The 23,417-nt window shown below is 67.6% G+C and carries 20 protein-coding genes; 6 read left to right on the plus strand and 14 right to left on the minus strand.

All coding sequences use genetic code 11. The features are described from left to right. Window positions 1-19: 19 nt before the first annotated feature. Genes ABL312_RS13860 through ABL312_RS13875 form a run of 4 tightly spaced genes read right to left on the minus strand, consistent with a single transcriptional unit; the run spans window position 20 to window position 4,841 of the window. Window positions 20-1,075 carry a C4-dicarboxylate TRAP transporter substrate-binding protein gene (locus ABL312_RS13860; RefSeq protein WP_349357985.1) on the minus strand — a complete coding sequence of 352 codons (1,056 nt, stop codon included), beginning with the start codon at window positions 1,073-1,075 and terminating at the stop codon, window positions 20-22. A gap of 57 nt (window positions 1,076-1,132) precedes the next feature. Beyond that, window positions 1,133-3,514 (minus strand): xanthine dehydrogenase family protein molybdopterin-binding subunit, encoded by a 2,382-nt coding sequence (locus tag ABL312_RS13865; protein WP_349357986.1) that lies wholly within the window; start codon window positions 3,512-3,514, stop codon window positions 1,133-1,135. Then, window positions 3,511-4,011 carry a (2Fe-2S)-binding protein gene (locus ABL312_RS13870; RefSeq protein ID WP_349357987.1) on the minus strand — a complete coding sequence of 167 codons (501 nt, stop codon included), beginning with the start codon at window positions 4,009-4,011 and terminating at the stop codon, window positions 3,511-3,513. Before ABL312_RS13870 ends, ABL312_RS13865 begins: the two co-directional genes overlap by 4 nt. Beyond that, a complete protein-coding gene (locus ABL312_RS13875; RefSeq protein WP_349357988.1) occupies window positions 4,008-4,841 on the minus strand; it encodes an FAD binding domain-containing protein in 834 nt (277 codons plus the stop codon). The genes ABL312_RS13870 and ABL312_RS13875 overlap by 4 nt, the downstream gene beginning before the upstream one ends. A 131-nt stretch (window positions 4,842-4,972) precedes the next feature. Between ABL312_RS13875 and ABL312_RS13880 the strand changes: the two genes are divergently transcribed. Further along, a complete protein-coding gene (locus tag ABL312_RS13880) occupies window positions 4,973-5,617 on the plus strand; it encodes a TetR/AcrR family transcriptional regulator (RefSeq protein ID WP_349357989.1) in 645 nt (214 codons plus the stop codon). Between the two features lie 107 nt (window positions 5,618-5,724). On the opposite strand, the gene ABL312_RS13885 is transcribed toward ABL312_RS13880, so the two are convergent. Genes ABL312_RS13885 through ABL312_RS13915 form a run of 7 tightly spaced genes read right to left on the minus strand, consistent with a single transcriptional unit; the run spans window position 5,725 to window position 14,293 of the window. Next, the gene (locus ABL312_RS13885) at window positions 5,725-6,909 is read right to left on the minus strand and encodes an ABC transporter substrate-binding protein (protein ID WP_349357990.1); all 1,185 of its coding nucleotides are present in this window, start codon (window positions 6,907-6,909) and stop codon (window positions 5,725-5,727) included. Window positions 6,910-6,956: 47 nt separating this feature from the next. Further along, a complete protein-coding gene (locus ABL312_RS13890) occupies window positions 6,957-7,985 on the minus strand; it encodes a branched-chain amino acid ABC transporter permease (RefSeq protein WP_349357992.1) in 1,029 nt (342 codons plus the stop codon). Between the two features lies 1 nt (window position 7,986). Beyond that, on the minus strand, window positions 7,987-8,901 hold the full coding sequence (locus tag ABL312_RS13895) for a branched-chain amino acid ABC transporter permease (protein WP_349357993.1): 915 nt from the start codon (window positions 8,899-8,901) through the stop codon (window positions 7,987-7,989). Further along, entirely contained in the window at window positions 8,898-9,638 is a 741-nt protein-coding gene (locus ABL312_RS13900; protein ID WP_349357995.1) for an ABC transporter ATP-binding protein, read from the minus strand. The genes ABL312_RS13895 and ABL312_RS13900 overlap by 4 nt, the downstream gene beginning before the upstream one ends. Continuing rightward, on the minus strand, window positions 9,638-10,342 hold the full coding sequence (locus ABL312_RS13905) for an ABC transporter ATP-binding protein (protein ID WP_349357996.1): 705 nt from the start codon (window positions 10,340-10,342) through the stop codon (window positions 9,638-9,640). The genes ABL312_RS13900 and ABL312_RS13905 overlap by 1 nt, the downstream gene beginning before the upstream one ends. 48 nt (window positions 10,343-10,390) lie before the next feature. Next, a complete protein-coding gene (locus tag ABL312_RS13910; protein WP_349357997.1) occupies window positions 10,391-12,511 on the minus strand; it encodes a hydantoinase/oxoprolinase family protein in 2,121 nt (706 codons plus the stop codon). Window positions 12,512-12,538: 27 nt separating this feature from the next. Then, window positions 12,539-14,293 (minus strand): hydantoinase B/oxoprolinase family protein, encoded by a 1,755-nt coding sequence (locus ABL312_RS13915; protein WP_349357998.1) that lies wholly within the window; start codon window positions 14,291-14,293, stop codon window positions 12,539-12,541. A 275-nt stretch (window positions 14,294-14,568) separates the two neighbouring features. Between ABL312_RS13915 and ABL312_RS13920 the strand changes: the two genes are divergently transcribed. Then, window positions 14,569-15,543, plus strand: a complete 975-nt coding sequence (locus ABL312_RS13920) for a helix-turn-helix domain-containing protein (protein WP_349357999.1) — start codon at window positions 14,569-14,571, stop codon at window positions 15,541-15,543. Between the two features lie 117 nt (window positions 15,544-15,660). On the opposite strand, the gene ABL312_RS13925 is transcribed toward ABL312_RS13920, so the two are convergent. Continuing rightward, window positions 15,661-17,091: an aldehyde dehydrogenase family protein gene (locus ABL312_RS13925; RefSeq protein ID WP_349358000.1), complete on the minus strand. Its 1,431-nt coding sequence runs from the start codon at window positions 17,089-17,091 to the stop codon at window positions 15,661-15,663. Between the two features lie 140 nt (window positions 17,092-17,231). Beyond that, window positions 17,232-18,533: a 4-aminobutyrate--2-oxoglutarate transaminase gene (gene gabT / locus ABL312_RS13930; RefSeq protein ID WP_349358001.1), complete on the minus strand. Its 1,302-nt coding sequence runs from the start codon at window positions 18,531-18,533 to the stop codon at window positions 17,232-17,234. 142 nt (window positions 18,534-18,675) lie between these two features. On the opposite strand from gabT, the gene ABL312_RS13935 reads away from it, so the two are divergent. From ABL312_RS13935 to ABL312_RS13950, 4 genes are all read left to right on the plus strand, one after another. Next, window positions 18,676-19,254, plus strand: a complete 579-nt coding sequence (locus ABL312_RS13935; protein WP_349358002.1) for a cupin domain-containing protein — start codon at window positions 18,676-18,678, stop codon at window positions 19,252-19,254. A gap of 557 nt (window positions 19,255-19,811) precedes the next feature. Further along, on the plus strand, window positions 19,812-20,831 hold the full coding sequence (locus ABL312_RS13940; RefSeq protein ID WP_349358003.1) for a TRAP transporter substrate-binding protein: 1,020 nt from the start codon (window positions 19,812-19,814) through the stop codon (window positions 20,829-20,831). 5 nt (window positions 20,832-20,836) lie between these two features. Continuing rightward, entirely contained in the window at window positions 20,837-21,349 is a 513-nt protein-coding gene (locus tag ABL312_RS13945) for a TRAP transporter small permease subunit (RefSeq protein WP_349358005.1), read from the plus strand. Window positions 21,350-21,410: 61 nt separating this feature from the next. Next, window positions 21,411-22,730, plus strand: coding sequence for a TRAP transporter large permease subunit (locus tag ABL312_RS13950; protein WP_349358006.1), 1,320 nt, complete (start codon window positions 21,411-21,413; stop codon window positions 22,728-22,730). 84 nt (window positions 22,731-22,814) lie between these two features. Here the strand turns inward: ABL312_RS13950 and ABL312_RS13955 are convergent, their stop codons facing one another. Continuing rightward, a complete protein-coding gene (locus tag ABL312_RS13955; protein WP_349358008.1) occupies window positions 22,815-23,360 on the minus strand; it encodes a MarR family transcriptional regulator in 546 nt (181 codons plus the stop codon). Window positions 23,361-23,417 lie beyond the last annotated feature (57 nt).

Genomic DNA, 23,417 nt, shown 5'->3' on the forward strand with positions numbered 1-23,417 from the left:
ATCGGTCGAGGGGCGAGGATCAAAGCCCCGCGTCCCAGGCGCGCAGCGGCGTGGCGCCGCGTTCCCGCAGGGCGTCGAAATAGGCCTTCAGCACGACCCGGCCGGCGTCGCCCGTCTGCTCCAGCCAGGGCTCGACGATGTTCGGCAGACCCTCGACCCACTTCGCCTTTTCCGCCTCGGGCAGCTCGTGGATGGTCAGGCCGGCCTCCTGCATTTCCTTCAGCGCGCGGGTAGCGAGATCCTCGACATACTGCCCGTGCGCGAGTGACGTCGCCTTCGCGGCCTCGCGGAAGGCCGCCTGCACGGGCTCCGGCAGGCCCTCGAAGAAGTCCTTGTTGGCCGCGATGCCACCGAAATACATCGAGCCGATGCCGACGCGGGTCAGTTCCGGCGCGACCTCATAGACGCGGGTCGGCAGGATGCCGGATGCAAAGGACAGCGTGCCTTCGGTCACGCCGGTCTGGATGTTGGTGTAATAGGTGGTCAGCGCACCGTCGACGGGCGTCGCGCCAGTCTCGCGCAGCCAGTTGGCCGAGGTGCCCGGCGCGTTCAGCTTGCGGTTCTGGAGATCCGCCAAGGAGGCGACCGGGAAGGTCGCGTAGATGTCGTAGCTGTCGGTGATCAGCGACGACAGATGCACCATGCCGTTCTGCGCCCAGCTGTCGCGCAGCTCGGGCAGGTTCTGCGACAGATCGTCGAAGATGTCGATCAGCATCTTGTGGTCTTCGGTGGCGAACGGCGTGAAATAGGTCACGTTCTGGAGCGGCATGTTCGCCCCTTCCCAGACCGTGCCGACCATGCCGACGTCGACGATCCCGTCCATCACCGCCTCGCGGGTGTCGGTGAACTTGTAGAGCGTGCCGGCGTAGGACTCGACCCAGTTGACCTGGTAGTCGCCCGCCTCGGCGAGAAGGCGGTTCACCTCCGGCTGAAAGGTGTTCTTCATCGCATAGACCCAGATGTTCTGCTCCGGGTGCGACGAGCCGATGTTGACGGTGATGGTTTGCTGCGCGGCCGCGCCTCCGGCGGAGACGAGGGCCACCACGCTGGCAAGCGTCAATGTCTTGAAGTTCATGCTTTCCTCCCTCGGTGTGGGGCGTCGTTCCTCCCGCGCCCCGGCTTTTGATCGGGCTCAGTCGCGGAGCGTGCCCAGCGCGCGCAGGATGCGCTCCGGCGTAAAGGGCATGTCGGTGACCTGCGCGCCGAAGGGCCGCAGGCAGTCGTTGATCGCGTTCATCACGGCGGCCGGCGCGCCGGCGGTGCCCGCCTCGCCCGCCCCCTTGGCGCCGAGCAGGCTTTCCATGGTCGGCGTCTCCACGTGACCGATCACCATGTCGGGCATTTCCCCGGCCATCGGCACCAGATAGTCGGCCATCGAGCCGTTGAGCAGCTGGCCGTCCGCGTCGTAGTGGATTTCCTCGAAGAGCGCGCCGCCCAGCCCCTGGACGATGCCGCCGCGGATCTGCTCGTCGACGAGTTGCGGATTGATGATGCGCCCGCAATCCTCCACGCACCAGTGCTTCAGGAGCGTGACGACGCCCGTCTCGGTGTCGACCTCCAGATAGGACGCCTGCACGCCGTTGGTGAAGGCGAAGGGGTAATCCGAGGTGATGTAATGGCGGGTCTGCACCAGTTCGCGCGGCAGGCCCTTGGGCAGCGTATCGCCGCGGAAATAGACGATGCGGCCGAGTTCCTCCAGCGGCATGCGCACCTCGCCGGACGTGCCGTCGACCACCGCGCCGTCGCGGACATCAAGCTGCGCCTGCTCCGTCTGAAGCAGCGCGGCGGCGACCTCCAGAATGGAATCGCGCAGGGCCCGGGCGGAGCGCAGGGCCGCCTCGCCGCCGATGCCGGCGCCGCGCGAGGCCCAGGTGCCGCCGCCATAGGGGGTGACCTGCGTGTCGCCGGTGATCACCCGCACGCGCTGCGGCGCGACGCCGACGCCTTCGGCGACGACCTGGGCGAGCATCGCTTCCGTGCCCTGCCCCTGCTCGGTGACGCCCGACAGCGCGACGAGCGAGCCGTCGGGATCCATGCGCACCGTGCAGCCGTCCTGCGCGGAAATGCGGGCGCCGCCGATCCCGTACATGAAGGGCGAGGGGTTGGTCAGCTCGATGAAGCTCGCGATGCCGATGCCGCGATGGATGCCGCGTTCGCGCAAGGCCGCCTGTTCGGCGCGCAGCGCGTCATAGTCCATCAGCTCGACGAGCTTGGCCATCGAAGCATGATGCGACAGGCCCTCGAAGCGCATGTTGGCCGGCGAGGTCACGGGATAGGCATCGTCGGCATACATGTTGCGACGACGGATCTCGACCGGATCGAGCCCGAGCTTCGCGGCCGCCATGTCCACCAGCCCTTCCGTGACCGCGACCGCGATCGGGTGCCCTACCGCCCGATACTGGCACGTCGGCGTCTTGTTCTGGAAGACGACGCTGGTGCGCGCGCGGTAGTTCTCGAAGTCGTAGGGCCCGCCGCACAGGTTCACCACCTGGTTGCCCTCGATGGCAGAGGTGCGCGGGTAGACGGAATAGGCGCCGATGGCCGTCCAGTCGTCCACGTCCATGGCGAGGATGCGCCCGTCCTGCGCGACGGCGAGCCGCGCCTCGATCTCGTGATCGCGGGCGTGAATGTCGGTGGTGAAGCTCTCCAGCCGATCGGCCACGAATTTCACCGGCCGACCCATGATCTTCGCGATCGCGGCGGTGGCCACCTCATCGGGATAGACATGCACCTTGATGCCGTAGGAGCCGCCGACATCATCGCAGACGACGCGCACGCGCCCCTCGGGCAGGTCGAGATGCTTGGCCAGCACCGCCTGGATCATGTGCGGCGCCTGGGTCGCGTGATAGGCGGTCATCTGGCCCTCGGCCGGGTTCCAGTCGACCAGGATCGAACGCGGCTCCAGCGTCACACCGGTGTGGCGGGCGGTGCGAAAGCGCGCGGAGACGACCGTATGCGCCTCGGTGAGGGCCGTATCGACGTCGCCCTGTTCGTGCAGCCGGCGAAAGGCGAGATTGTCGCCCATGTCGGCATGCAGCACGGGCGTCTCGGGATCGAGCGCGCGCATCATGTCGGTGACGGCCGGCAGCGGCTCGTAATCCACCTCGACCAGCGCCGCGCCGTCCTCGGCCGCCGCGCGCGACGTCGCCACCACGGCGGCAACCGGCTCCCCGACCCAGCAGGCCCGCTCCACGGCGATGGCATGTTCGGGCGGGGATTTCAGCCCCTTGAGATGGGCGAGTACCGCCACCCAGGGCGTGCACACCTCGGCGATCTCCGCGCCGGTGAAGACCCGCAGAACGCCCTTGACGCCGAGCGCCGCGCTTGCGTCGATCCCCGCGATGCGGGCATGGGCGAAGGGCGAACGCACGAAGGCGACATGCACCATGCGCGGCAGCACGATGTCGTCGACGTATTTGCCCCGCCCCTCGACAAGCCGGCGCGCGTTCGGGCGCGGCACGGTCTTGCCGATGTAGGAGTTGGGCCGATCCGGATTGCCGAACGGAATGGTCATGCTGCCCCCTTTCCGGCCCGCGCGCGCGCCACCGTCTCGACCGCGTCCACGATGGCCTCATAGCCCGTGCAGCGGCAGTAGTTTCCGGACATGTGCTCGCGGATCTCGGCGCGCGTCGGCACGCCGCCGCGCGCCAGAAGCTCGCGCGCCGAGACCAGCATGCCGGGCGTGCAGAAGCCGCATTGCAGCGCGTTGCGCGCGACGAAGGCGTCCTGAAGATCGCGGATGGCGGCGGTGTCGGACAGGCCCTCGACGGTCCAGACCTCGGCCCCGTCGGCCTGGGCGGCGAGCATCAGGCAGCCGCGCACGGCCTGCCCGTCGACATCGACGGTGCAGGCCCCGCACACGCCGTGCTCGCAGCTCGCATGCGCGCCCGTCAGGCCCACCTGAAGCCGCAGGAAATCGATCAGATGCTGGCCGGCGGGCACCCGCGCCTCGACCGGCTCGCCGTTGACGGTCAGCTCGATGTCGACCGTGTCGCGAAACATCTCACTCATGCGCTTCCTCCCTCGATGGCCGCGACGGCCCGGCGCAGCAGGACGCCGGCGACATGACGCCGGTAGGCGGCGGTCGCCTGCGTGTCGGACGGCGGATCGAGTTCTTCGCCGAGCGCCGCCACCGCGCCGTCGAGATCGCCGCGGTCGAGCGCGGCCATGGCATTCGTCGCCAGCACGGGGCGCGGTCCGACGGAGAGCAGCGAGACCCGATGCCCGGCCGGGCGCTTCACCAGACACAGGCCGGCAAGCGCATAGTCGCCGGAGCGCCGCGCGACCTCTTCAAGCGCATGCGCCTCGCCGGCGACCGCCTTTTGCACGGTGAGACCGGTGAGGATCTCGCCCTCCCCGATCGCGGTTTCGAAGAGATCCACGAAAAAATCGCCGGCCGCCACATCGCGCCGCCCCTGCGGCCCCTCGATGTGCAGCACCGCATCGAGCGCCAGGGCGCAGGCGGGAAACTCGGCGGCAGGATCGGCATGGGCGAGCGCCCCGCCGATGGTGCCGCGATTGCGGATCGCGGCATGGGCGATGCGCGACACCGCCTGCGCCAGCAGCGGCACATGGTCGCGCACCAGCGGATCGGCGCCGACCGCGACATGGCGCGTCAGCGCGCCGATGTGCAGGGCGTCGCCCGTGTCGCGCACGCCGGACAGTTCGGAAATCCGGGAAATGTCGACCAGCAGATCGTCCGCCGACAGGCGCATGTTCATCGCCGCGACCAGGCTTTGCCCGCCGGCCAGCACCCGGCCCGCGCCGTCGGCTGCCTCGAGCAGCTCCAGCGCATGGCGCACGTCGGTGGCCCGGGCGTAACCGCCCGCCGATGCCTTCATGGCTTCCTCCCTTGTGACGGCGCTTGCCCACGCCCTTATTGAGCAGCTGCTCAACCTTGTTGATCGAATGATCTATAAAAATCGGACAAATGCAAGTAGATTGTGGGCGGCCGAGACAACGGGGACCACGAATGGACACGACGGACGGGGCGCAGGGGCTTGCGGAAGCGACGCGAGGCACGCGGCGACGGCTGCCGCCGGAGGAACGGCGGCGGCAGATCATCGACGGCGCGGTGGCCTTCTTCGCGGAGGTGGGATTCGACGGAAAGACCCGCGATCTCGCCAGGCGTCTCGGCGTGACCCAGTCGCTGCTGTTCAACTATTTCGCCACCAAGGACGAGCTGATCGAGGCGGTCTACGAGCGTGTCTATCTCGACCGGCTGGCCCCGGACTGGCCGGAACGGCTGACCGACCGCAGCGTGCCTTTGCGCGCCCGTCTGCTCGCCTTCTACACCGAGTACAGCCGGCTCATCTTCGAATACGAATGGATGCGCATCTTCATGTTTTCAGGGCTTTGCGGCGCGGAACTGAACCGGCGCTACCTGAAGCATCTGGGCGAGGTGATCCTGCGACCTCTGCGCGCCGAGATCGAGGCGGAGGCGCCCGCTTGCAACGCGCCGACCATGGAGGACATCTGGAACCTGCACGGCGGCATCGTCTACATCGGCATCCGCCAGCACATCTACCGCATGCCCTGCCCGGATGACCCGTCCGAGGCAATCACCCGCGCGGTGGACCGCTTTCTCTCAGCCTTCGGCATCGAAGACGCCGACTAAGGCAACAAAAAAGGCGTCCCCGGTGCCGGGGACGCCAAGTGGCCGATCCGGGTCCTGCCCCCAAGGGACGGGGCAGTCCCGATACGATGGGGCACGTGGATCGGCGATCAGTTCAGCAGCACCTCGAGCGGCACCGGCTGCGTGATGGTCCAGCTGTCGACCGCCGCCGGCGTGCCGTCGGTGATCTCGATGATCTGCATCTCGGCGGTGTTCTGGTGATGCAGCTCGGCGGAGAAGCTGCGCGGGCCGAAGGCGGTCGGCTCGTCGCGCATCTTTTCAAGCTCCGCGGTCACCGCGGCACCGTCGAGCGTGCCGGCGCGTTCCACCGCCTTGGCCCACAGGTCGACCAGGATGTAGCCCGGATAGGCGTACTGGCTGGAGGGACGCGCGCCGGTCTTTTCCGCGTAGGCCGTGTTGAAGGCCTCGACCTCGGGGCGCGGATCGTCGCCGTAGATCGAGCCCTGCACCGGCACGATGAAGCCCGAGAGATCCGGCGTGGCGTCGAGCCAGTAGGAGCCGTCGGCGGCGGACCCGTTGAGGATCAGCGAGGTGATGCCTGCGGCGCGCAGCTGGCGCACCGCCGAGGCCGCGCCGGGAATGTAGGAGCACAGCATGATCACGTCCGGCTGGCTCGGCAGCGCCTTGATGCGCGAGATCTGGCTGGCGATGGAGGCGTCGTCGTTCTTGAAGGTGTCGCGGCCGACGATCTCGGTTCCGTCGAGCTGCGGGAACATCCAGTCGAAGCCCGTGCAGATGCCCTTGTTGTACTCGATGGTGGTGTCGAGCAGCACATAGCCGGTGCGCGCGTCGCGCCTGGCATGGGCCCATTCGGCCACCGTCGCGCCTTGCACGGCGGCCAGCACCGAGCCGGAGAAGGCATGCGGGCCGACGCCCTGGATGCCGGCCTTGACGTCCTCGGCGCACAGGAAGAAGGACACCATGCCCTCCGCTTCCGCCGAAAGCGCCGCCGGCGCGCCGAAGTCGTAGTCGCAGCTGACGATCATCATGTCCGCGCCGGCGTCGATCACCTGCAGCCCGGCCTTGGCCGACTGCTGCCGGTCGGTCTTGGTGTCGGCGACGATCCAGTCGATCTGGCGGCCGAGCAGCCCGCCGTTCGCGTTGATCTCCTCGATGCGGATCTTCGCCGCCGTCGCCGCCGGGGTGTCATAGGCTTCCATCCAGCCCGACTGGGCGATGGCGAAGCCGACGGTGATGTCGTCGGCGGCGGCGGTGAGCGCCCCGGCCGGCAGCGTGGCGGCGGCAAGGGCCGTGGCGAGAGCCAGTCGTTTCATGGGAGTACTCCTCTGGTGGTGGTCGGTTTTTGTTGGCGCGGGGGCGGTCAGGTCTTTTTGAGCCTGATCTTGAACTCCCGCCCCGCCGTCAGCCCGCTCGGGCGGACGATCAGAACCAGGATCATCGCGATCCCGATCAGGATTTCCTGGCTGCCGGAGGGCAGCGAAAAGCTGGTGGAGCCGATTGCGATGCCCTGTTCGGCGCGCACCAGCAGGTCGATCAGCAGCGACAGGACCAGCACGCCCGTGACCGCGCCGGACAGGCTGCCAATGCCGCCGACGACCAGCATCGCCAGCGAGATGAAGGTGATGCCGAGATAGAAGCTGTCGGGGTTGAGCACGCCGATGGAATGGCCGAGCAGCGCGCCGGCGACGCCGGCGAAGAAACCGGAGATCACCAGCGACAGCAGGCGGTGGCGGTACATGTTGACACCGGACGCCCGCGCGGCGACCTCGTCCTCCCGCGAGGCGCGCAGCGCGAGCCCCGAGGCGGAGTTGGCGTAGACATTGGCCACCACGATGGCCGCGACCGCCCAGCCGAGCGCAACCCACTGGTCGACGTAGCGCGGCAGGCCGACCACCGACGACGTCGCCCCGGTCACCCCCTCCCAGTTGGAATAGACGGTGTTGACGATCGCCAGGAAGGCGAAGGTGGCAATCGCCGCCGCGATCCCGGACAGCCGCAGGATCGCCGCCCCCGACAGAAAGGCGACCAGCGCCGCCAGCCCGCCGGCGGCGAGCGAGGCGGAAAAGACGTCCCACTGCGCCTGCATCAGCCATTGCGGCAGGTCGGGCAGGAACAGCGCCTTGCTTTGCGGCTTCAGCGTCAGCCAGGCCGAGCAATAGGCGCCGATGGCCATGTAGCCGGCATGGCCGAAGCTGATGATGCCGGAGTTGCCGACGAAGATCCAAAGCGCCACGACCAGCGTCACCCGGACCAGCACCTCGGCGGCGGTGCGGGCCATGGCCTTGTCGCCGAACAGCGTGACGAGCACCACCAGCGCGGCGAGGATCGCGGCCAGGATCAGCGGCGTGGAATAGGCCGCGAGACGGTTCTGCGCGTGTTTCGACGTCATCTCAGACCCTCGGCTTGGCGGAGGCGGGAACGAACAGCCCCTGCGGACGGACCAGCAGGCAGACGATCACCAGCGTGTAGAGAAAGGCATCGCGAAACGGGCGGGCCTCCAGCGGCAGGAACGCCTGGAGCAGCACCGAGACCGCGCCGATCAGAAACCCGGCGGCCACCGCCCCGGGCAGCGACCCGAGGCCGCCGATCACCGTCGCGATGAAGGCCACCAGCATGATCTGGCCGCCCATGCGCACATCCGCGACGCCCGTCTGGGTGGCCATGATCAGACCCACAGCCGCCGCGAGCGCGCCCGACAGGGCGAAGGCGCCGGTGATCACCACATTGGCCCGCACCCCCAAAAGCCGCGCCATGGTGAAATCCTCGGCCGCCGCGCGCATTTCCAGCCCGAAGCGCGTCTTTTTCAGCAGGAGCGCAAGCCCGGTGACGACGGCGAGCGTCGCGACGATGACGATGATCTGCAGCAGCGGCACGTCGGCGCCGGCGATCGAGATCGGCACGTTGAGATCGGGCCACAGGCTGATCGCCTTGGGCCGCCCGCCATAGACCGCCAGAAGCACGTTGCGGATCACGAAGCCGAGCGCGAAGGAGGCGATCATCAGCGCCACCGGTTCGACCCGTCGCAGATGCCGGAACACGGCGTATTCGGACGCCACCGCGATGGCCGCGCCGATGAGCAGCACCAGCGGCACCAGGATCAGCGCCGGCGCGTTGCCGAGGAACATCACGGCCACCGCGTCGGTGGACGGCACGATCAGCGCGAAGACGCAGAAGGCGATATATTCGCCATGCGCGAAATTCACCAGATTCATCACGCCGAAGATCAGCGCGATGCCGAGCGCGGCCATGGCGTAGATTCCGCCGAGCGCCGTCGCGTCGAAGAGAAGCTGGGCGAGGTTGGTCATGAAGCCGCCTCCGTTGCGGGTTGAGGCGCGCCGAAATAGGCCTGCGCCAGCGCGTCGCGGTCGACCATGTCGGCGGCATTGCCCTCGCCGACGATCCGGCCGCCGCGCATCAGGAGCATCCGTCCGCCGACGCGCGCGGCGCGCAGCGAGCTCTGCTCCACGATCAGAAGCGTCAGGCTGCGTTCCTCCTGCAGCGCGCACAGCGTGTCGTAGACCTGGTCGACGATCTTCGGCGCCAGACCGAGCGAGGGCTCGTCGACCATCATCAGTTTCGGATTGGTCATCAGCGCGCGGCCGATGGCGAGCATCTGCTGCTGCCCGCCCGACAGCGCGCCGGCGCTCGCCGCCCGCCGTTCGCGCAGGATCGGGAAGGCGTCGAAGACCTCCGCGAGGTCGGTCTCGATGGCCTCCCGGTCGCGGCGGATGCCGGTGCCGACCCGCAAGTTTTCCTCAACCGACAGGGTGGCGAAGATTTCGCGCCCCTCGGGCACCATCGACAGGCCGAGGCGGGCGATCGCCTCCGGCCGGCGGCCGGTCAGCAGGTCGCCGTCCATCTCGATGCGGCCGTGCGTGGTCGGAACCGCCCCGCTGATCGCCCGCAGCAGCGAGGACTTCCCCGCCCCGTTGGGTCCCGAGACGAAGACGCGCTCGCCCTCCGCCACCTGCATGGTCAGATCGGTGATCGCCGGCACCTTGCCGTAACGCACCGAGAGATCGAACACTCCGAGCTTGGACATCACGCGGCCTCCTGGTCGGCACCGAAATAGGCGTCGCGCACCCGCTGGCTGGCGGTGATCACGCCGCGGTCGCCTTCCTCGATCAGCCGCCCGGCGTCGAGCACATAGACGTGGCTCGTCACCGACAGCACCAGCGCGACGTTGTGTTCGATGAGCAGCACCCCGGTGCCCAGATCCGTCGCCACGCGGCGGATCAGCCCGGCGAGATCGGCGGCCTCTTCCTCCGACATGCCCGCCGCCGGCTCGTCGAGCAGCAGGAACTGCGGCGCGAACATCAGCGCCCGGGCGATGCCGACGCGGCGTTCGTCGGTGTAGGGCAGCCCCGCCGCCGGCTGCTCGGCGAGATGGGACACGCCCATCCATTCGAGCAGACGCAGCGCCTCGACCTCCGACGCATGACGGGAATGACCGAGCCCGACCCCGGTGACGGCCAGATTGTCCAGCACGTCCAGCCCGCCGAACAGCCGCCCGGCCTGGAAGGTGCGGGCAACCCCCTGCCGGCGCAACGCGTGCGCCGGCAGGGTTCCGACATCCTGACCGCTCAGGGTCACGCGGCCGGACGTCGGAGCCTGGAAGCCGGTGAGGACGTTGACCATGGTGGTCTTGCCCGCCCCGTTCGGCCCGATCAGCCCGTGCACCGTGCCGGGGGTGATGGTGAGGGTCACGTCGCTCAGCGCCGTGAAGCCACCGAACGCCACGCTCACCTTGGACGCCTCGAGGACGCCCCCCACACGCGCCTCAGCCTGCATGGCTCAGGCCTCGGCCAGCTCTTTGGCCGGCAGCGCGCCCGCCTCCGGCGCGTCGGCCGTCAGGACGTAGGTGCCGGTCTCGTGCAGGGTCACCGTCCAGCCCGGCTCCACGACGATGGTGGTCGTGACCTCCTCGATCACCGCCGGCCCGTGCAGCACGTCGCCGGCGCCGAAGGCGGAGCCGTCGTAGACGGGCGTGTTCTGCGCGATGCCGTCGGCGTTGAACACCATGTCGCGGTGGCCCTTGAGGGCGGAGGCCGCGCCCTTGCCGCGCGCCAGCTTCATGTGCGGCGGCTTGTCGACCAGACCGGTGATGGTGCTTTCCACGTTCACCACCTCGACCTGATTGTGCGGCTCGTCGTAGGTGTAGAGCTCACGGTGACGGGCGTGGAACGCGGCCTTGATGGTCTCCAGGCTGTCTTCCGTGACCTCGAAGGGGTCGATCTCCACCGTGCATTCGTGCACCTGGCCGACATAGCGCATGTCGAGCGTGCGGCTGATGGTGATGTCGCTCTCGGTGAAGCCGTCGCCCGACAGATCGTCCCGACCCTTGGTCTCCAGGTCGTTGAACAGGGCGTCGAGCGTCTTCGCCGCCTCGGCGCCCTGCAGGCGCAGCGGCGCCGGGGCCATGTAGTTGTACTTCACGTCGGAGATGATCTGCCCGTAGGCGCACAGTCCCGAGGCCAGCTTGTTGACCAGCACCTTGGAGATGCCCATCTCGCGCGCCAGCGCCGTGATATGCGCGCCCGTCGCGCCGCCCGCGCCCATCAGGACGAAGTCGCGCGGATCGTAGCCGCGTTCCACCGACACCCGGCGGATGGCGTTCACCATGTTGTTGTTGACGATGGTGAACATGCCGTGCGCCGCCTTCTCGACGCTGATGCCCAGCGGGTCGGCCAGATGCGTCTTGATCGCCTTGCGCGCCTTGTCCAGATCGAGCGGCAGCCGCCCGCCGACGAGGCCGTCGGCGTTGAGATAGCCGAGCACGAGATTGGCGTCGGTGGTGGTCGGGCGCTCGCCGCCCTGGCCATAGCAGGCCGGTCCCGGCTCCGAGCCGGCCGACTGCGGGCCCATCTGCATCAGGCCCATCTCGTCGATCCAGCCGATCGACCCGCCGCCGGCGCCCAGCGTTTCCACCTGGATCATCGGAATGCCGATGCGGTAGCGCAGGAAGTCGATGTTCTTGTTGATGTTGGCCTTGCCGTCCTTGGTCAGCGTGATGTCGAAGGACGTGCCGCCCATGTCGCAGGTGATGATGTTCTTCTCGTCCCACGGCTTGGCGACGTCGAGCGCGGCCTGCGGCGCGGAGGCCGGACCGGAGTTGATCGCATAGACCGACTGGTCGGACACGACCTTGCCGAGCGCCAGACCGCCGTTGGACTGGAAGTAGCGCACCGGGTTCTTTGAGCCGAGTTCGCGGAAATAGGCGTCGATCGCCTCCACGTAGCGCTGCAGGATCGGCGCCAGATAGGCGTTGACCACGGCCGTGGAGGTGCGGGTGTACTCGCGCACCTGCGGATAGAGCTCGCTGCCGACCGTCAGGCGGACATTCGGCATCATCTCGCGCACGATCTCCGCCGCGCGGCGCTCGTGCTCGGGATGCAGCACCGACCAGACGAAGCTGATGGCCACCGATTCCACGTCCTCGGCGATGAAGTAGTCGCAGGCCGCGCGCACGTCGTCCTCGTTGAGCGGCGTGCGCACGCTGCCGTCGGAGATGACCCGCTCGCGGATGCCCTTGCGCAGATGGCGCGGCACCAGCATCGTCGCGGGCGGATAGTCCGGATCGTAGCGGTAGCCGTCTTCCTTGTGGCCGAGACGGATCTCGAGCGAATCCTGGTGCCCTTCGGTGGCGATCAGGCCGGTCTTGGCGCCGGTGTGGGTGATCAGCGCGTTGAGGCCGACGGTGGTGCCGTTGATGCACAGGTCGGAGTTGGAGACGATCTCCTTGGCGGAGAGGCCGGTTTCCTCGGCGATCAGCGCCAGACCGTTCTGGATGGCCTTGGTCGGCTCGGTCGGCGTCGACAGCACCTTGAAGATCTGCACCTGGCCTTCGGCACTCGCCAGGATGAAGTCGGTGAACGTGCCGCCCGCGTCGATGCCCAGACGATATTTGCTACGCATTGGAAATGTCCTTTCTTGTCGGGGGCGTCAGGCCGCGGCCGCGCGCGCCTTGGCGGTGGCGGCTTCGTCCACCGCCAGCGTTTCGGGGTCGGCGATGACGACGCCGTAGTCGAGCCGGGCGCCCTCGATGCTGACGAGGCCGTTGCGGATGTCGTCGACCACGCGGCCGATCTCGCGCTCGAACGGGTTGCCGAAGCCGCCGCCGCCCGGGTTCTTGTTGGCCGCCCGCTCGCCCGGGTGGATGGTTTCGATGACGTTGTCGGTGATCACCTCGGTCTTGCCGTTGCGGGTGATCTCGAGCCGGCCGACCTTGGTCTCGATCATGGTCGACCTCGCGCCGCCGGCACCCATGGCCGGGATCCGGCGGCCCTCGCCGAAGGTGACCAGCGTCATCGGCTTGTCGAGCGGCTCGACCTCCCAGCAGGCGCCGGAGCCGCCGCGGAACTTCCCGGCCCCGCCGGAGTCGGTCATCATCGAGTAGCGGTGAATGATGATCGGATAGGAGTGCTCGAGCATCTCGATGTCGCCCGAGGTGAGCGCGCCGAAGCAGCACTCCGGTCCGCGCACGTGCCAGCCGTCCTGGCTCGCCGTGGCGCCGGCGCCGCAGATGATCGAGGCCAGCACCATGGTCACGTATTCCTCGTCGTGACGGGTGTCCCAGCCGGCGATGTTGCAGCCGTTGGCATGGCCCCAGCTCGCCGAGACCTTGTCCGGCGCCGCCTGTTCGAAGGCGAGCCGCACCGCGTCGGTCAGCGTTTCCATCGGCGTGGTGGTGCAGTTGGCGTGCGGTGCGGGCGGCTTGGCGTTGCACAGCGTGCCGCGCGGGCCCATGTCCACCGTCACGTTGCGGTAGAGGCCCTCGTTGTAGGGCGGCGGCAGCTGGGCGAACATCATCAGCCCGAGGTAGACGCCGGAGTAGCTGTTGCCCTCGTAGGAATTGATGAAATACGGGATCTGCGGCGGGCTCTCGATCTCGATGTGGCAGCTCTCGCCCTTGATCGTGACCGTCGCGGTGATGTCGAAGTCGCCGAAGCCGTGGCCGGCGTCCTCCAGAACGGCCGTGCCGGTGTAGGTGCCGTCGGGCACCTTCGCGATCAGGCTGTTCATGTGCTTGTTGGCCATGTCCAGCAGCACCTCGATGCAGTCCTGCACCGTGCGCTTGCCGTATTTGTCCATCAGCGCGGTCAGATTGCGCGCGCCCACCTGACAGGCGCCGATCAGCGCGTTGAAGTCGCCTTCCTGGTCGCGGCGGGCGCGCATGTTGGTGAGCAGCATGTTGAGGATGTCGTTGCGCGGCACCCCCTTGTCCCAGATCTTGATCGGCGGAATGCGCAGGCCTTCCGCGTAGATCTCCTTGGCTTCCGGGTTGTAGCCGGCGGGAACCGGACCGCCGATGTCGGTCAGATGGCCTTTGCACACCGTCCAGAAGACCAGCTCGCCCTCATAGAAGACGGGATAGTACATGCAGGTATCGATGATGTGGCTGCCGGCGTAGTCCGGGTCGTTGTGAAGGATCAGGTCGCCTTCGTGGATGTCGCCGTCGAAGAACCTGTCGACCGCCTTCATCGCCGGGATCAGGCTGCCCAGGTGAATGGGAATGTCCTGCCCCTGAAGGATCATCTCCGGCGTGTGGTTGAACAGCGCCGTGGAATAGTCGTGCGCCAGATTGAACACCGAGCTGCGCGCGGTCTTCTCGAGCGCGAGCGTCATCTCGCGCTGCGTCGTTTCCAGCACGCCCCGCACCACCGACAGGGTGATCGGATCCACTTTTCTAGATGCCATGAGTTCGGTCCTCTGCTTGAACGCAGAAGGCCCGCCAGCGGGGTTCGCTTTTTTGTCCTCCCGAACCGGCGCGCTCCTCCTGCACGTCGATCTCGAAAGCAAGAGTCCACGATTACGTGCTTCGGGTCTTGACGCTGCACGCACAAGTGATTGACCGGAGGCGCATAAATATTTGACGTTGTGCGCACTCCGATTTGTCGCTCAGCGCAGAATCGAGAAATAATTTGTATGAACGCGCGGGCTTGCGTAACAGTATCTGCGGGAGGACTACTGATATGACCGCCGGGTTCCGCTTCTCGACGACGTCAGCCGAGCCGCAGCACCGTTCCAGCCGCTGGAGCAGCGTGATCTCGGAGGCCTATTTCCCGCTCGAGCTCGACTTCCAGGACAGCATTCATTTCAACGGCCGGCTCAGTCGCGCCGCCCTCGGGCATGCCAGCCTGTCGCGGCTCACCTCCGATCCGGTGAAATACGAGCGGCGGCGCTCGCACATCAGCGGCGCGCGCGAGGAGGAGTATCTGGTCACCCTGCCGCGCGTCACCTCGGTGAAGTTCCGTCAGCTCGGCCGGGATGTGAGCTGCGATCCGGGCGGCTTCATCATCGAGCGCGGCGACGAGCCCTACCGCTTCATGTACGAGCGCCCGAACGACCTCTTCGTGCTGAAGGTCAACCGCAAGGCCCTGTCGGAGCGGGTCCGTCAGCCGGACCGCTTCTGCGCCCGCGTCATCGATGCCACCTCCGGGTCGGCGGCGCTCTTCGCCGCGATGGTCGGCCACGCGCAGTGCCAGATCGACACGCTCACCGAGACCGGCGGAAACACCATCGGCCGGCAATTGCTGGAACTCCTCGGCCTGGCGCTCACCGAAAGCGACAGCGCCTCGGAAAGCGGCTACTCCTCGGTGCGCGCCGCCCATCTTCTGCGGGTGGAGAAATTCATCCGCGCCAATCTCAAGAACCCGGACCTGACGCCGGAGCTGATCGCGGAAGGCTGCGGCATCTCCAAGCGCTACCTGCACGACCTGTTCCGCGACGTGAACGGCACCGTGCGCCAGCAGATTCGCGACCAGCGCCTGATCGCCGCGCGCGACCGCCTCGAAGCCTCGCGCGACGTGGCGATCTCGGAGGTCGCGCACCGCTTCAGCTTCGCCGACCAGGCCCAGTTCTCGCGCCTGTTCAAGCAGAAGTTCGGCGTCACCCCGTCCGAGTTCCAGCGCGACCCGGCCCGGCAAAAGGACGTCGCCCGCGACTGACGCGCCGGCGCGACCGTCCGGGCTCGCCCGTCGACGGCCCTCCCCCCGAACGAAAGGACCGCCCGCGCGGGTACGCGGACGGTCTGTGAGGTTTCGAACCGGCGCGGGTCGCCCGGGTCAGCCGGCGAATTCGTAGGCCGTCTTGACCACGGTGTAGAACTCCGCCGCATGGCGGCCCTGCTCGCGCGGGCCGTGCGAGGAGCCCTTCCGCCCGCCGAACGGCACGTGATAGTCGACGCCGGCGGTGGGCAGATTGACCATCACCATGCCGGCGGCCGAGCGGCGGCGGAACTCGCGCGCGTACTTCAGGCTCGCGGTGCAGATGCCCGAGCTCAGGCCGAATTCGGTGTCATTGGCGACCGCCAGCGCCTCGTCGAAATCCGCGACCTTGATGACGCTGGCGCAGGGGCCGAAGATTTCCTCGCGGCTGGAGCGCATGGCGTTGGTCGCGTTGAGGAACAGCGCCGGACGCTGGAAGAAGCCTTGCGTCTCGCCGTTGAGGCGCTCGCCGCCGACGACCTCCGCGCCTTCCTTGCGGGCGATGTCGACATAGTCGAGATTGCCGGCGAGCTGCGATTCGGAGGCCACGGGTCCGATCTGGGTCGCCGGGTCGAGCGCATGGCCGACCTTCAGCGCCTGCGCGGCGGCCGAAAGGCGCTCCACGAAGGCGTCGTGAATGCCGGCCTGCACGATCAGCCGCGACGACGCGGTGCAGCGCTGGCCGGTGGAGTAGAAGGCGCCGTTCAGGCAGGCCTCGACGGCGACGTCGAGATCCGCGTCGTCGAGCACCACCATCGGGTTCTTGCCGCCCATCTCCAGCTGCACCTTCTTGAGCGACTGCGCGGCCTCGATGGCGAGCCCCCGACCGACCGGCACGGAGCCGGTGAAGGAGATGGCATCGATCTGCGGATGGCGCACGATCGCACTGCCGACCACCGAGCCGCGACCCATCACCAGATTGAAGACACCGGCCGGCACGCCGGCCTCGACCAGGATCTCGGCCAGTGCATGGGCGCAGCCCGGCGTCAGATCGGCCGGCTTCATCACCACCGTGTTGCCATAAGCGAGCGCCGGCGCGATCTTCCAGGCCGGAATCGCGATCGGGAAGTTCCACGGCGTGATCAGCCCGACGACGCCCACCGGCTCGCGGGTCACCTCGACGCCGACGCCGGGACGCACCGAGGCGACGCAATCGCCCGGCATGCGCAGCGCCTCGCCGGAGAAGAAGCGGAACACCTGTGCGGCGCGCATGGTCTCGGCCTTGCCCTCGGCCAGCGTCTTGCCTTCCTCGCGGGCGAGCAGCGTGCCGATCTCCTCGACGCGGGCAAACAGCGCCTGCGCGACCGCCTCCAGCAGATCCGACCGCCGCTGCGGGCCGGCGGCGACCCAGCCCGGCAGGGCGGCGCGGGCGGCCTGGGCGGCATCCTCGACATCCGTCGCCGTGCCGCTGGCATAAAGGCCGATCAGATCGGTGACGTCGGAGGGATTGCGGTTCTCCGAGGCATCGGCCGATCCGCGCCATTCGCCGGCGATGAGATTCTGCTTCATGGGATCAACTCCTGTGCGTGAGCTCCGGGGCGCGTGTATCGTCGCGCCCGTCGCCGCGCAATCGGGCGCGGCCTAAAAAAAGGCCCGGGCACGACAGGCGTGCCCGGGATCCGCGTATCGCATGTGAGACGTCGACCGCCTCAGGCGGCGCGCGCGGCGCTGGCGACGGCGGCCTCGAGCGCGGCTTCGAGGATGTCGAGCGCCTCGTCCACCTGCTCCATCGGCGTGGTCAGCGGCGGCAGCAGCCGGATGACGTTGCCGCGCGTGCCGCAGGGCAGGATGATCAGCCCGCGCGCTTCCGCTTCCTTGACGAGCGCCTGGGTGAGGGCCGCATCCGGCGCCCGCGACGCCCGGTCGCTGACGAGTTCGAAGGCGATCATCGCGCCGAGCCCGCGCACGTCGCCAATGGCTTCCATGCCCTGACGCTCGGCAATGGCCGACAGGCGGCCCTTGATCCGCGTCCCGATCTCGTCGGCCCGGGCGCACAGGCCCTCGTCCTCGATCACCTCGAGCACCGCATTGGCGGCCGCGACCGCCAGCGGATTGCCGGCATAGGTGCCGCCGATGCCGCCCGCCGGCGCCGCGTCGACGATCTCGGCACGGCCCGTCACCGCCGACAGCGGGAAGCCGCCGGCCAGACCCTTGGCCATGGTGACGAGATCGGCCGCCACGCCGCTATGCTCCATGGCGAAGAGCTTGCCGGTGCGCGCCATGCCCGCCTGCACCTCGTCGGCGATCAGCACGATGCCATGGGTGTCGCAGATCTCACGCAGCGCCTTGAGGAACTCCGGCGGCGCGATGTTGAAGCCGCCCTCGCCCTGCACCGGCTCGATGATGATCGCGGCGACGCGATCGGCATCGATGGTCGTCTTGAACAGCTGCTCGAGCTGGGCGAGGCTCATCTCGCTCGTCACGCCGTGATAGGCGTTCGGGAAGGCCGCGTGATAGACCTCCGGCGGCATCGCGCCGAACGCCTTCTTGTAGGGCGCGACCTTGCCGCACAGCGCCATGCCCATCAGCGTGCGCCCATGGAAGGCACCGGAGAAGGCGATGACGCCGGAGCGCCCGGTGTGGGCACGGGCCATCTTGACCGCGTTCTCCACCGCCTCGGCGCCGGTGGTGACCAGCATCGTCTTCTTCGTGAAATCGCCGGGCGTCGCCGCGTTCAGCCGCTCGGCCAGCTTCACGTAGCCCTCGAAGGGCGCGACATGGAAGCAGGTGTGGGTGAAGGCCTCGGCCTGCTCGGCGACCGCGGCGAGCAGCTTCGGGTGCCGGTGGCCGGTGTTGTTGACGGCAATGCCGGCGGCGAAATCGATGAAGCGATTGCCGTCGACGTCCCACAATTCGGCGTTTTCGGCCTTGGCGGCATAGATGCCGCGGGTCGCAACGCCCGTGGCCACGGCCGCCGTGCGCCGCTGGATAAGTTCTTCGGTCCGAGACATGCCCGCTCCTCCGCATCAGTGAAACTCAGATAATAGCCATAACTTCGCGCAGGAATTTGAGCAAGCCAAATCCCCGGGGGCGCAAGAGATCTTGAGCAATGCGCGGGGAGCGGGTAAATCCGGTGCGGCAGCGGAGGTGACGATGGACGATTTCGACGTTGGTGGACGGCTCAGGGAACTGCGGGCTCAATACGGGCTGTCGCAACGTCAGCTGGCCGAGGCCGCCGGTGTGCCGCATGGCCAGATTTCCATGATCGAGACCAACAAGAGCAGCCCCTCCGTCGCGAGCCTGCGCAAGATCCTCGGCGGGCTGGGTGTCGGCATGTCGGAGTTTTTCGAGCCCGATCAGGGAACGACCGGCGAGGTCTTCTTCACGCCGACGCAGCTGCGCGACCTCACCTCGCGCCTCTACACCAGCCACGAACAGGTGGCGGGGGCGCTGACCCTGCGCCAGGTCGGCGACGCCCGCGCGCACGGTCTCCAGATCCTGCACGAGACCTATGAGCCCGGCGCCGACACCGGACCCGACATGCTCGAACATCCGGCAAACGAAGGCGGCATCGTCATTTCCGGCGAGATCGAGGTGACCGTCGGCACGGAGAAGAAGATCCTCAAGGCGGGCGACGCCTATCTGTTCAACTCCCAGGTGCCGCACCGCTTCCGCAACATCTCGGACCGCCCCGCCGTCGTGGTCTCGGCCTGCACACCACCCTACCTCTGAGACCGGGGAAAGACCGCGCGCGCCGGCGTCATGCCCCCGCCGCGCCCCGGTCGACCCCGGCACAACGATCAGGATCGTGAGCGCCTCCGCCTTTCGTCGACTGGCGGATCGACGCATGGGGGGATAGTCTCCGCCATCGTCAGACCACGCGCCGCCTCCGGCGCGGCGGGACACAGGCAAGTCGCTCGATAATCGGGGCCGCGCATTACTTGGCCTTCGAGCGTAGTTCTCCGGCGCCGGCACCGCTGCCGTACTGCCGCCCTCGCGCCTGCGCGCGCTCCACTTCCCCGCGCTCAATAATCCGGCACAAGACTCGGAATTTACGCAATTTTCCCGACCATGCGCCAAAAATAACAGAACAATCATATTTTTTATTGCGCAAAATACTGCGCGAAGTTAGGGGTTGGGGCGGGAGGACTTCCGGGTCCGGGCGGTCGGTCGGCCGCGCGGATCGCGGCGGTCGCGACCAGGCGGTCGTCCGGCGAAACGGGCGACGCGCTCACCTCGCGTACCCGCCCCGGAACATTCGGGCGGGCAGGGTCTATGAGAGAGGAAACATGTTCAAGTTCAAGACGGTCGGACGTATCGCCGCCGGTCTCGCCGCGGTGGTTCTGCTGGGCGAAGTCGCGCTTGCGGACACCACGCGCATCCGCTTCCATACCTTCTACGGGACCGAGGTGGACCATATCGCCAAGAAGTTCCGCGACACGGTGAAGGAGAAGTCGGACGGCAAGCTGCGCATCCATTACCTGCGCGGCGGCGAACTCGTCGCCTCCGACCAATTCGTCGACGCGGTCTCCAAGGGCTCCATCGACATCGCCTACGGCGTCGGCAGCTACTGGCCGGGCATGGTCGACATGGGCAACATCGAGGCCGGTCTGCCGGGCTTCTGGACCTCCAGGGACGAGGCGGCCGCGATCTTCGCCAACGAGACCTTCGCCAAGCTGCTGGACGAGGCCTACGCGGAAAAGGGCGTCAAGCTGATCGGCCGCGGCTACGGGTCGGATTACGACCTTCTGACCAAGGAGCCGGTGTCGAGCCTGGAAGATCTCAAGTCGATGAAGATCCGCGCCACCGGCCAGGTCGCCAAGGTGCTGCAGTCCTTCGACATTCCGACCGTCTACCTGCCGGCGGAAGAGCTCTATGTCGGCCTGTCGACGGGCGTCATCGACGGCGCGATCTACGGCGGTCCGGTCGAATACGAGCAGCTCAAGCTGAACGAGGTGGCGACCCACTACACGTTCCTGAACATGCTCAACCCGGGCTGGACGGACACGATCATCGCCAACCCCGAGACCTGGAACGGCCTGTCGGACGCGCATCGCGCGATCCTGCAGGAGGCGATCGACCAGTATGCCGCCGACATCCATGCCTGGCTCGAGGACGGCAACGACCGGATTATCGAGGCCGGCAACGGCGAGATCTTCACCTTCGCCACGCTTCCGGCCGAGGATTCGGCCAGCCTGACCGAGGCCGCCCAGGCGGTCTGGCAGGAAGAGGCCGCGAAGTCGGAGCGCACCGCCAAGGCGATCGAGATCCTCGTGGAAAACGCCAAGGCGCAGGGCCGTCTGAAGTGATGACGGTGGTCGCCCGATATCTCGTGGCGCAGGATGGGCTGTCCGACCTTGTCGGGCGGTCCATTGCCTGGCTGACGCTGGTGATGGTCGGCGCCCTCATGTGGGAAATCGTGGCCCGCTATTTCTTCGGGTCCCCGACGATCTGGGCGCATGAGCTGTCGACCATGCTCTACGGCACGTTCTGCATCCTGGCGGGCAGCTACACGCTGCGGCACGGCGCGCATGTGCGCTCCGAGGTCGTTTACGGGCTGATGCCCGAGTGGCTGAAGGCGCTGTGCGATCTCATCGTGTTCGGGCTGCTGATGCTGGTGCTGGCGGTGTTCCTCGACATGGCGATCGGCTTCGCGGCCGAGTCGTGGGCGGCCCGGGAATACTCCGCGCGGTCCATCTGGCAGCCGCCGCTCTATCCCTTCAAGACGGTGATCCCGGTGGCGGTCGCCCTGCTGATGCTGCAGGTGCTCGCCGAGATCGTGCGCGCCGGGCTTCGGCTGGCGGGACGCCCGATCACCGAGGACTGAGCGCACCGCCTCCCTGTTCCACGCCTGTCGCCGCATGGCGACGCGTGCAGAAAGGAAACTCATGGTCGATCTCGATCCGGCGGCCATCACGGGCATCATGTTTGCCTCGATGCTGGTGCTGATGATCATGGGCGCGCCTCTGGCCTTCGCCCTGATGATCTCCGGCGCCGGCGCCGCCTTCCTCATTTTCGGCGATGGCGGTCTCGATCTGCTCGTCGCCTCCGCCTACGGGGCGATGGACAATTTCCTGCTCGTCTCGCTGCCGCTTTTCATTTTCATGGGCCTCGTGCTCGAACGCTCCGGCATCACCGACGACCTGTTCGGGATGATCCACAAGCTGATGGGCGGCCTGCCGGGCGGTCTGGGCATCGGCACGGTGCTGATCTGCGCGCTGATCGCGGCGATGGCCGGCGTGTCGGGTGCCGCGACCGTGTCGCTTGGGATCATCGCGCTGCCGGCGATGCTCAAGCGCGGCTACGACAAGCGGCTGGTGACCGGCACGATCATGGCCGGCGGCGCGCTCGGCTTTCTGATCCCGCCGTCCGTTCTGATGATCATCTACGCGTTCCTGGCGCGCGAATCGGTCGGCAAGCTGTTCGCCGCCGGCGTCGTGCCGGGCCTGATGCTGGCCGGCATCTACATTCTCTACGTTCTCATCCGCTGCCGGCTTCGGCCGGAGATGGGCCCGCCGGCCCCGGCGAGCGAGCGGGTGAGCGGACTTGAGAAGATCAAGGCCCTGCGCTCGCTGATCGCGCCGGGATTGCTGGTGACCACCGTTCTCGGCTGCATCATCGGCGGCGTGACCTCGCCCTCCGAGGCCTCGGCGATCGGCGCCTTCGGCGCGCTGGCGATCGCCGCCATGCGCGGCCGGCTGGACTGGCCGACGCTCCAATACGTCATGCTGTCCACGACCAAGCTGATGGGCATGCTGATGTGGATCACCCTGGCCGCGGTCTTCTTTTCCAAGGTCTATGTGGGTCTGGGCGGCGGCTTCGTGGTCGCGGATCTGATCGACGACTTCAACGTGTCGCCGATGGTGGTGATCCTGTTCATGCTGTCGGTCTATTTCCTGCTCGGCATGTTCCTGGACGACTTCGCGATCATCTTCATCACGGTGCCGATCTTCGTGCCCATCGTGCGCGATCTCGGCTTCGACACGACCTGGTTCGCGGTCCTCTTCGTGCTGTCGATGCAGTCGGCCTATCTGACCCCGCCGTTCGGGTACAATCTGTTCTACATGCGCTCGGTGGCGCCGCCGCAGGTGACGATCAACGACATCTACTTCGCGGCCCTGCCCTTCGTGGCCTTGCAGATCCTGGGTCTGGCGCTGGTGGTGATGTTCCCGCAGATCGCCCTGTGGCTGCCCTCGGTCCTGTTCTGACCCGGGACGGCTGCAACAGGTCCGAAAGAGAAAACGGCGCCGGTCGCAAGACCGGCGCCGTTTGCGTTCGTCCCCCGCGCGGGCTCAGTCGGGCCGGCTGCCACCGGGCTCGGCCACTAGGGACTTCTGGTTTTCCAGAAACCGCTGGAGCATGTCGCACAGGGCCTCGACCTCCGCCTTGCTGAACCCCTGAAACAGCCGGCGCTGGCGCTCCAGCGCCTCGCGCAGGATGGTGTCGTGGAGCGTCTGGCCGGCGGCTGTGAGATACCAGCCGCGGCTGCGCCCGTTCGCATGAAGCGCGCCGGCGCGCACCAGTTCCTTGCCCTCCAGCCGGTGCAGACAGCGGCTGATCGCGCCCTTGTCGATGCCGATGGTCTCGGACGCCCGCGCCGCGGTCGCCCCCGGCTCGCGCGTCAGCATCACCAGCATCCGCCAGTCCATCGCGCCAAGATCGTAGCGCTCCTGGTAGATCTTGGAGGCCATGCGCGTGAAGCGGTTCGCCGCGAAGGTCAGAAGAACGGTCGGCGAGCGCGAGAAACTCAGGGTTTCCCGCGTGTCGCCCGTCTCCTCGTGGTCCACCCGCACGAGGAACATCTCGTCCGGCAAGTCAAGATCGGTCTCACCTGTCATGGCCTCAGTCTGCCGTGCCCTCCGGCTCTTGGCAACGCCGATCGTTGTCATGTCAAC

Origin of the sequence: Stappia sp. (assembly GCF_040110915.1) — a bacterium.
Classification (GTDB): domain Bacteria; phylum Pseudomonadota; class Alphaproteobacteria; order Rhizobiales; family Stappiaceae; genus Stappia.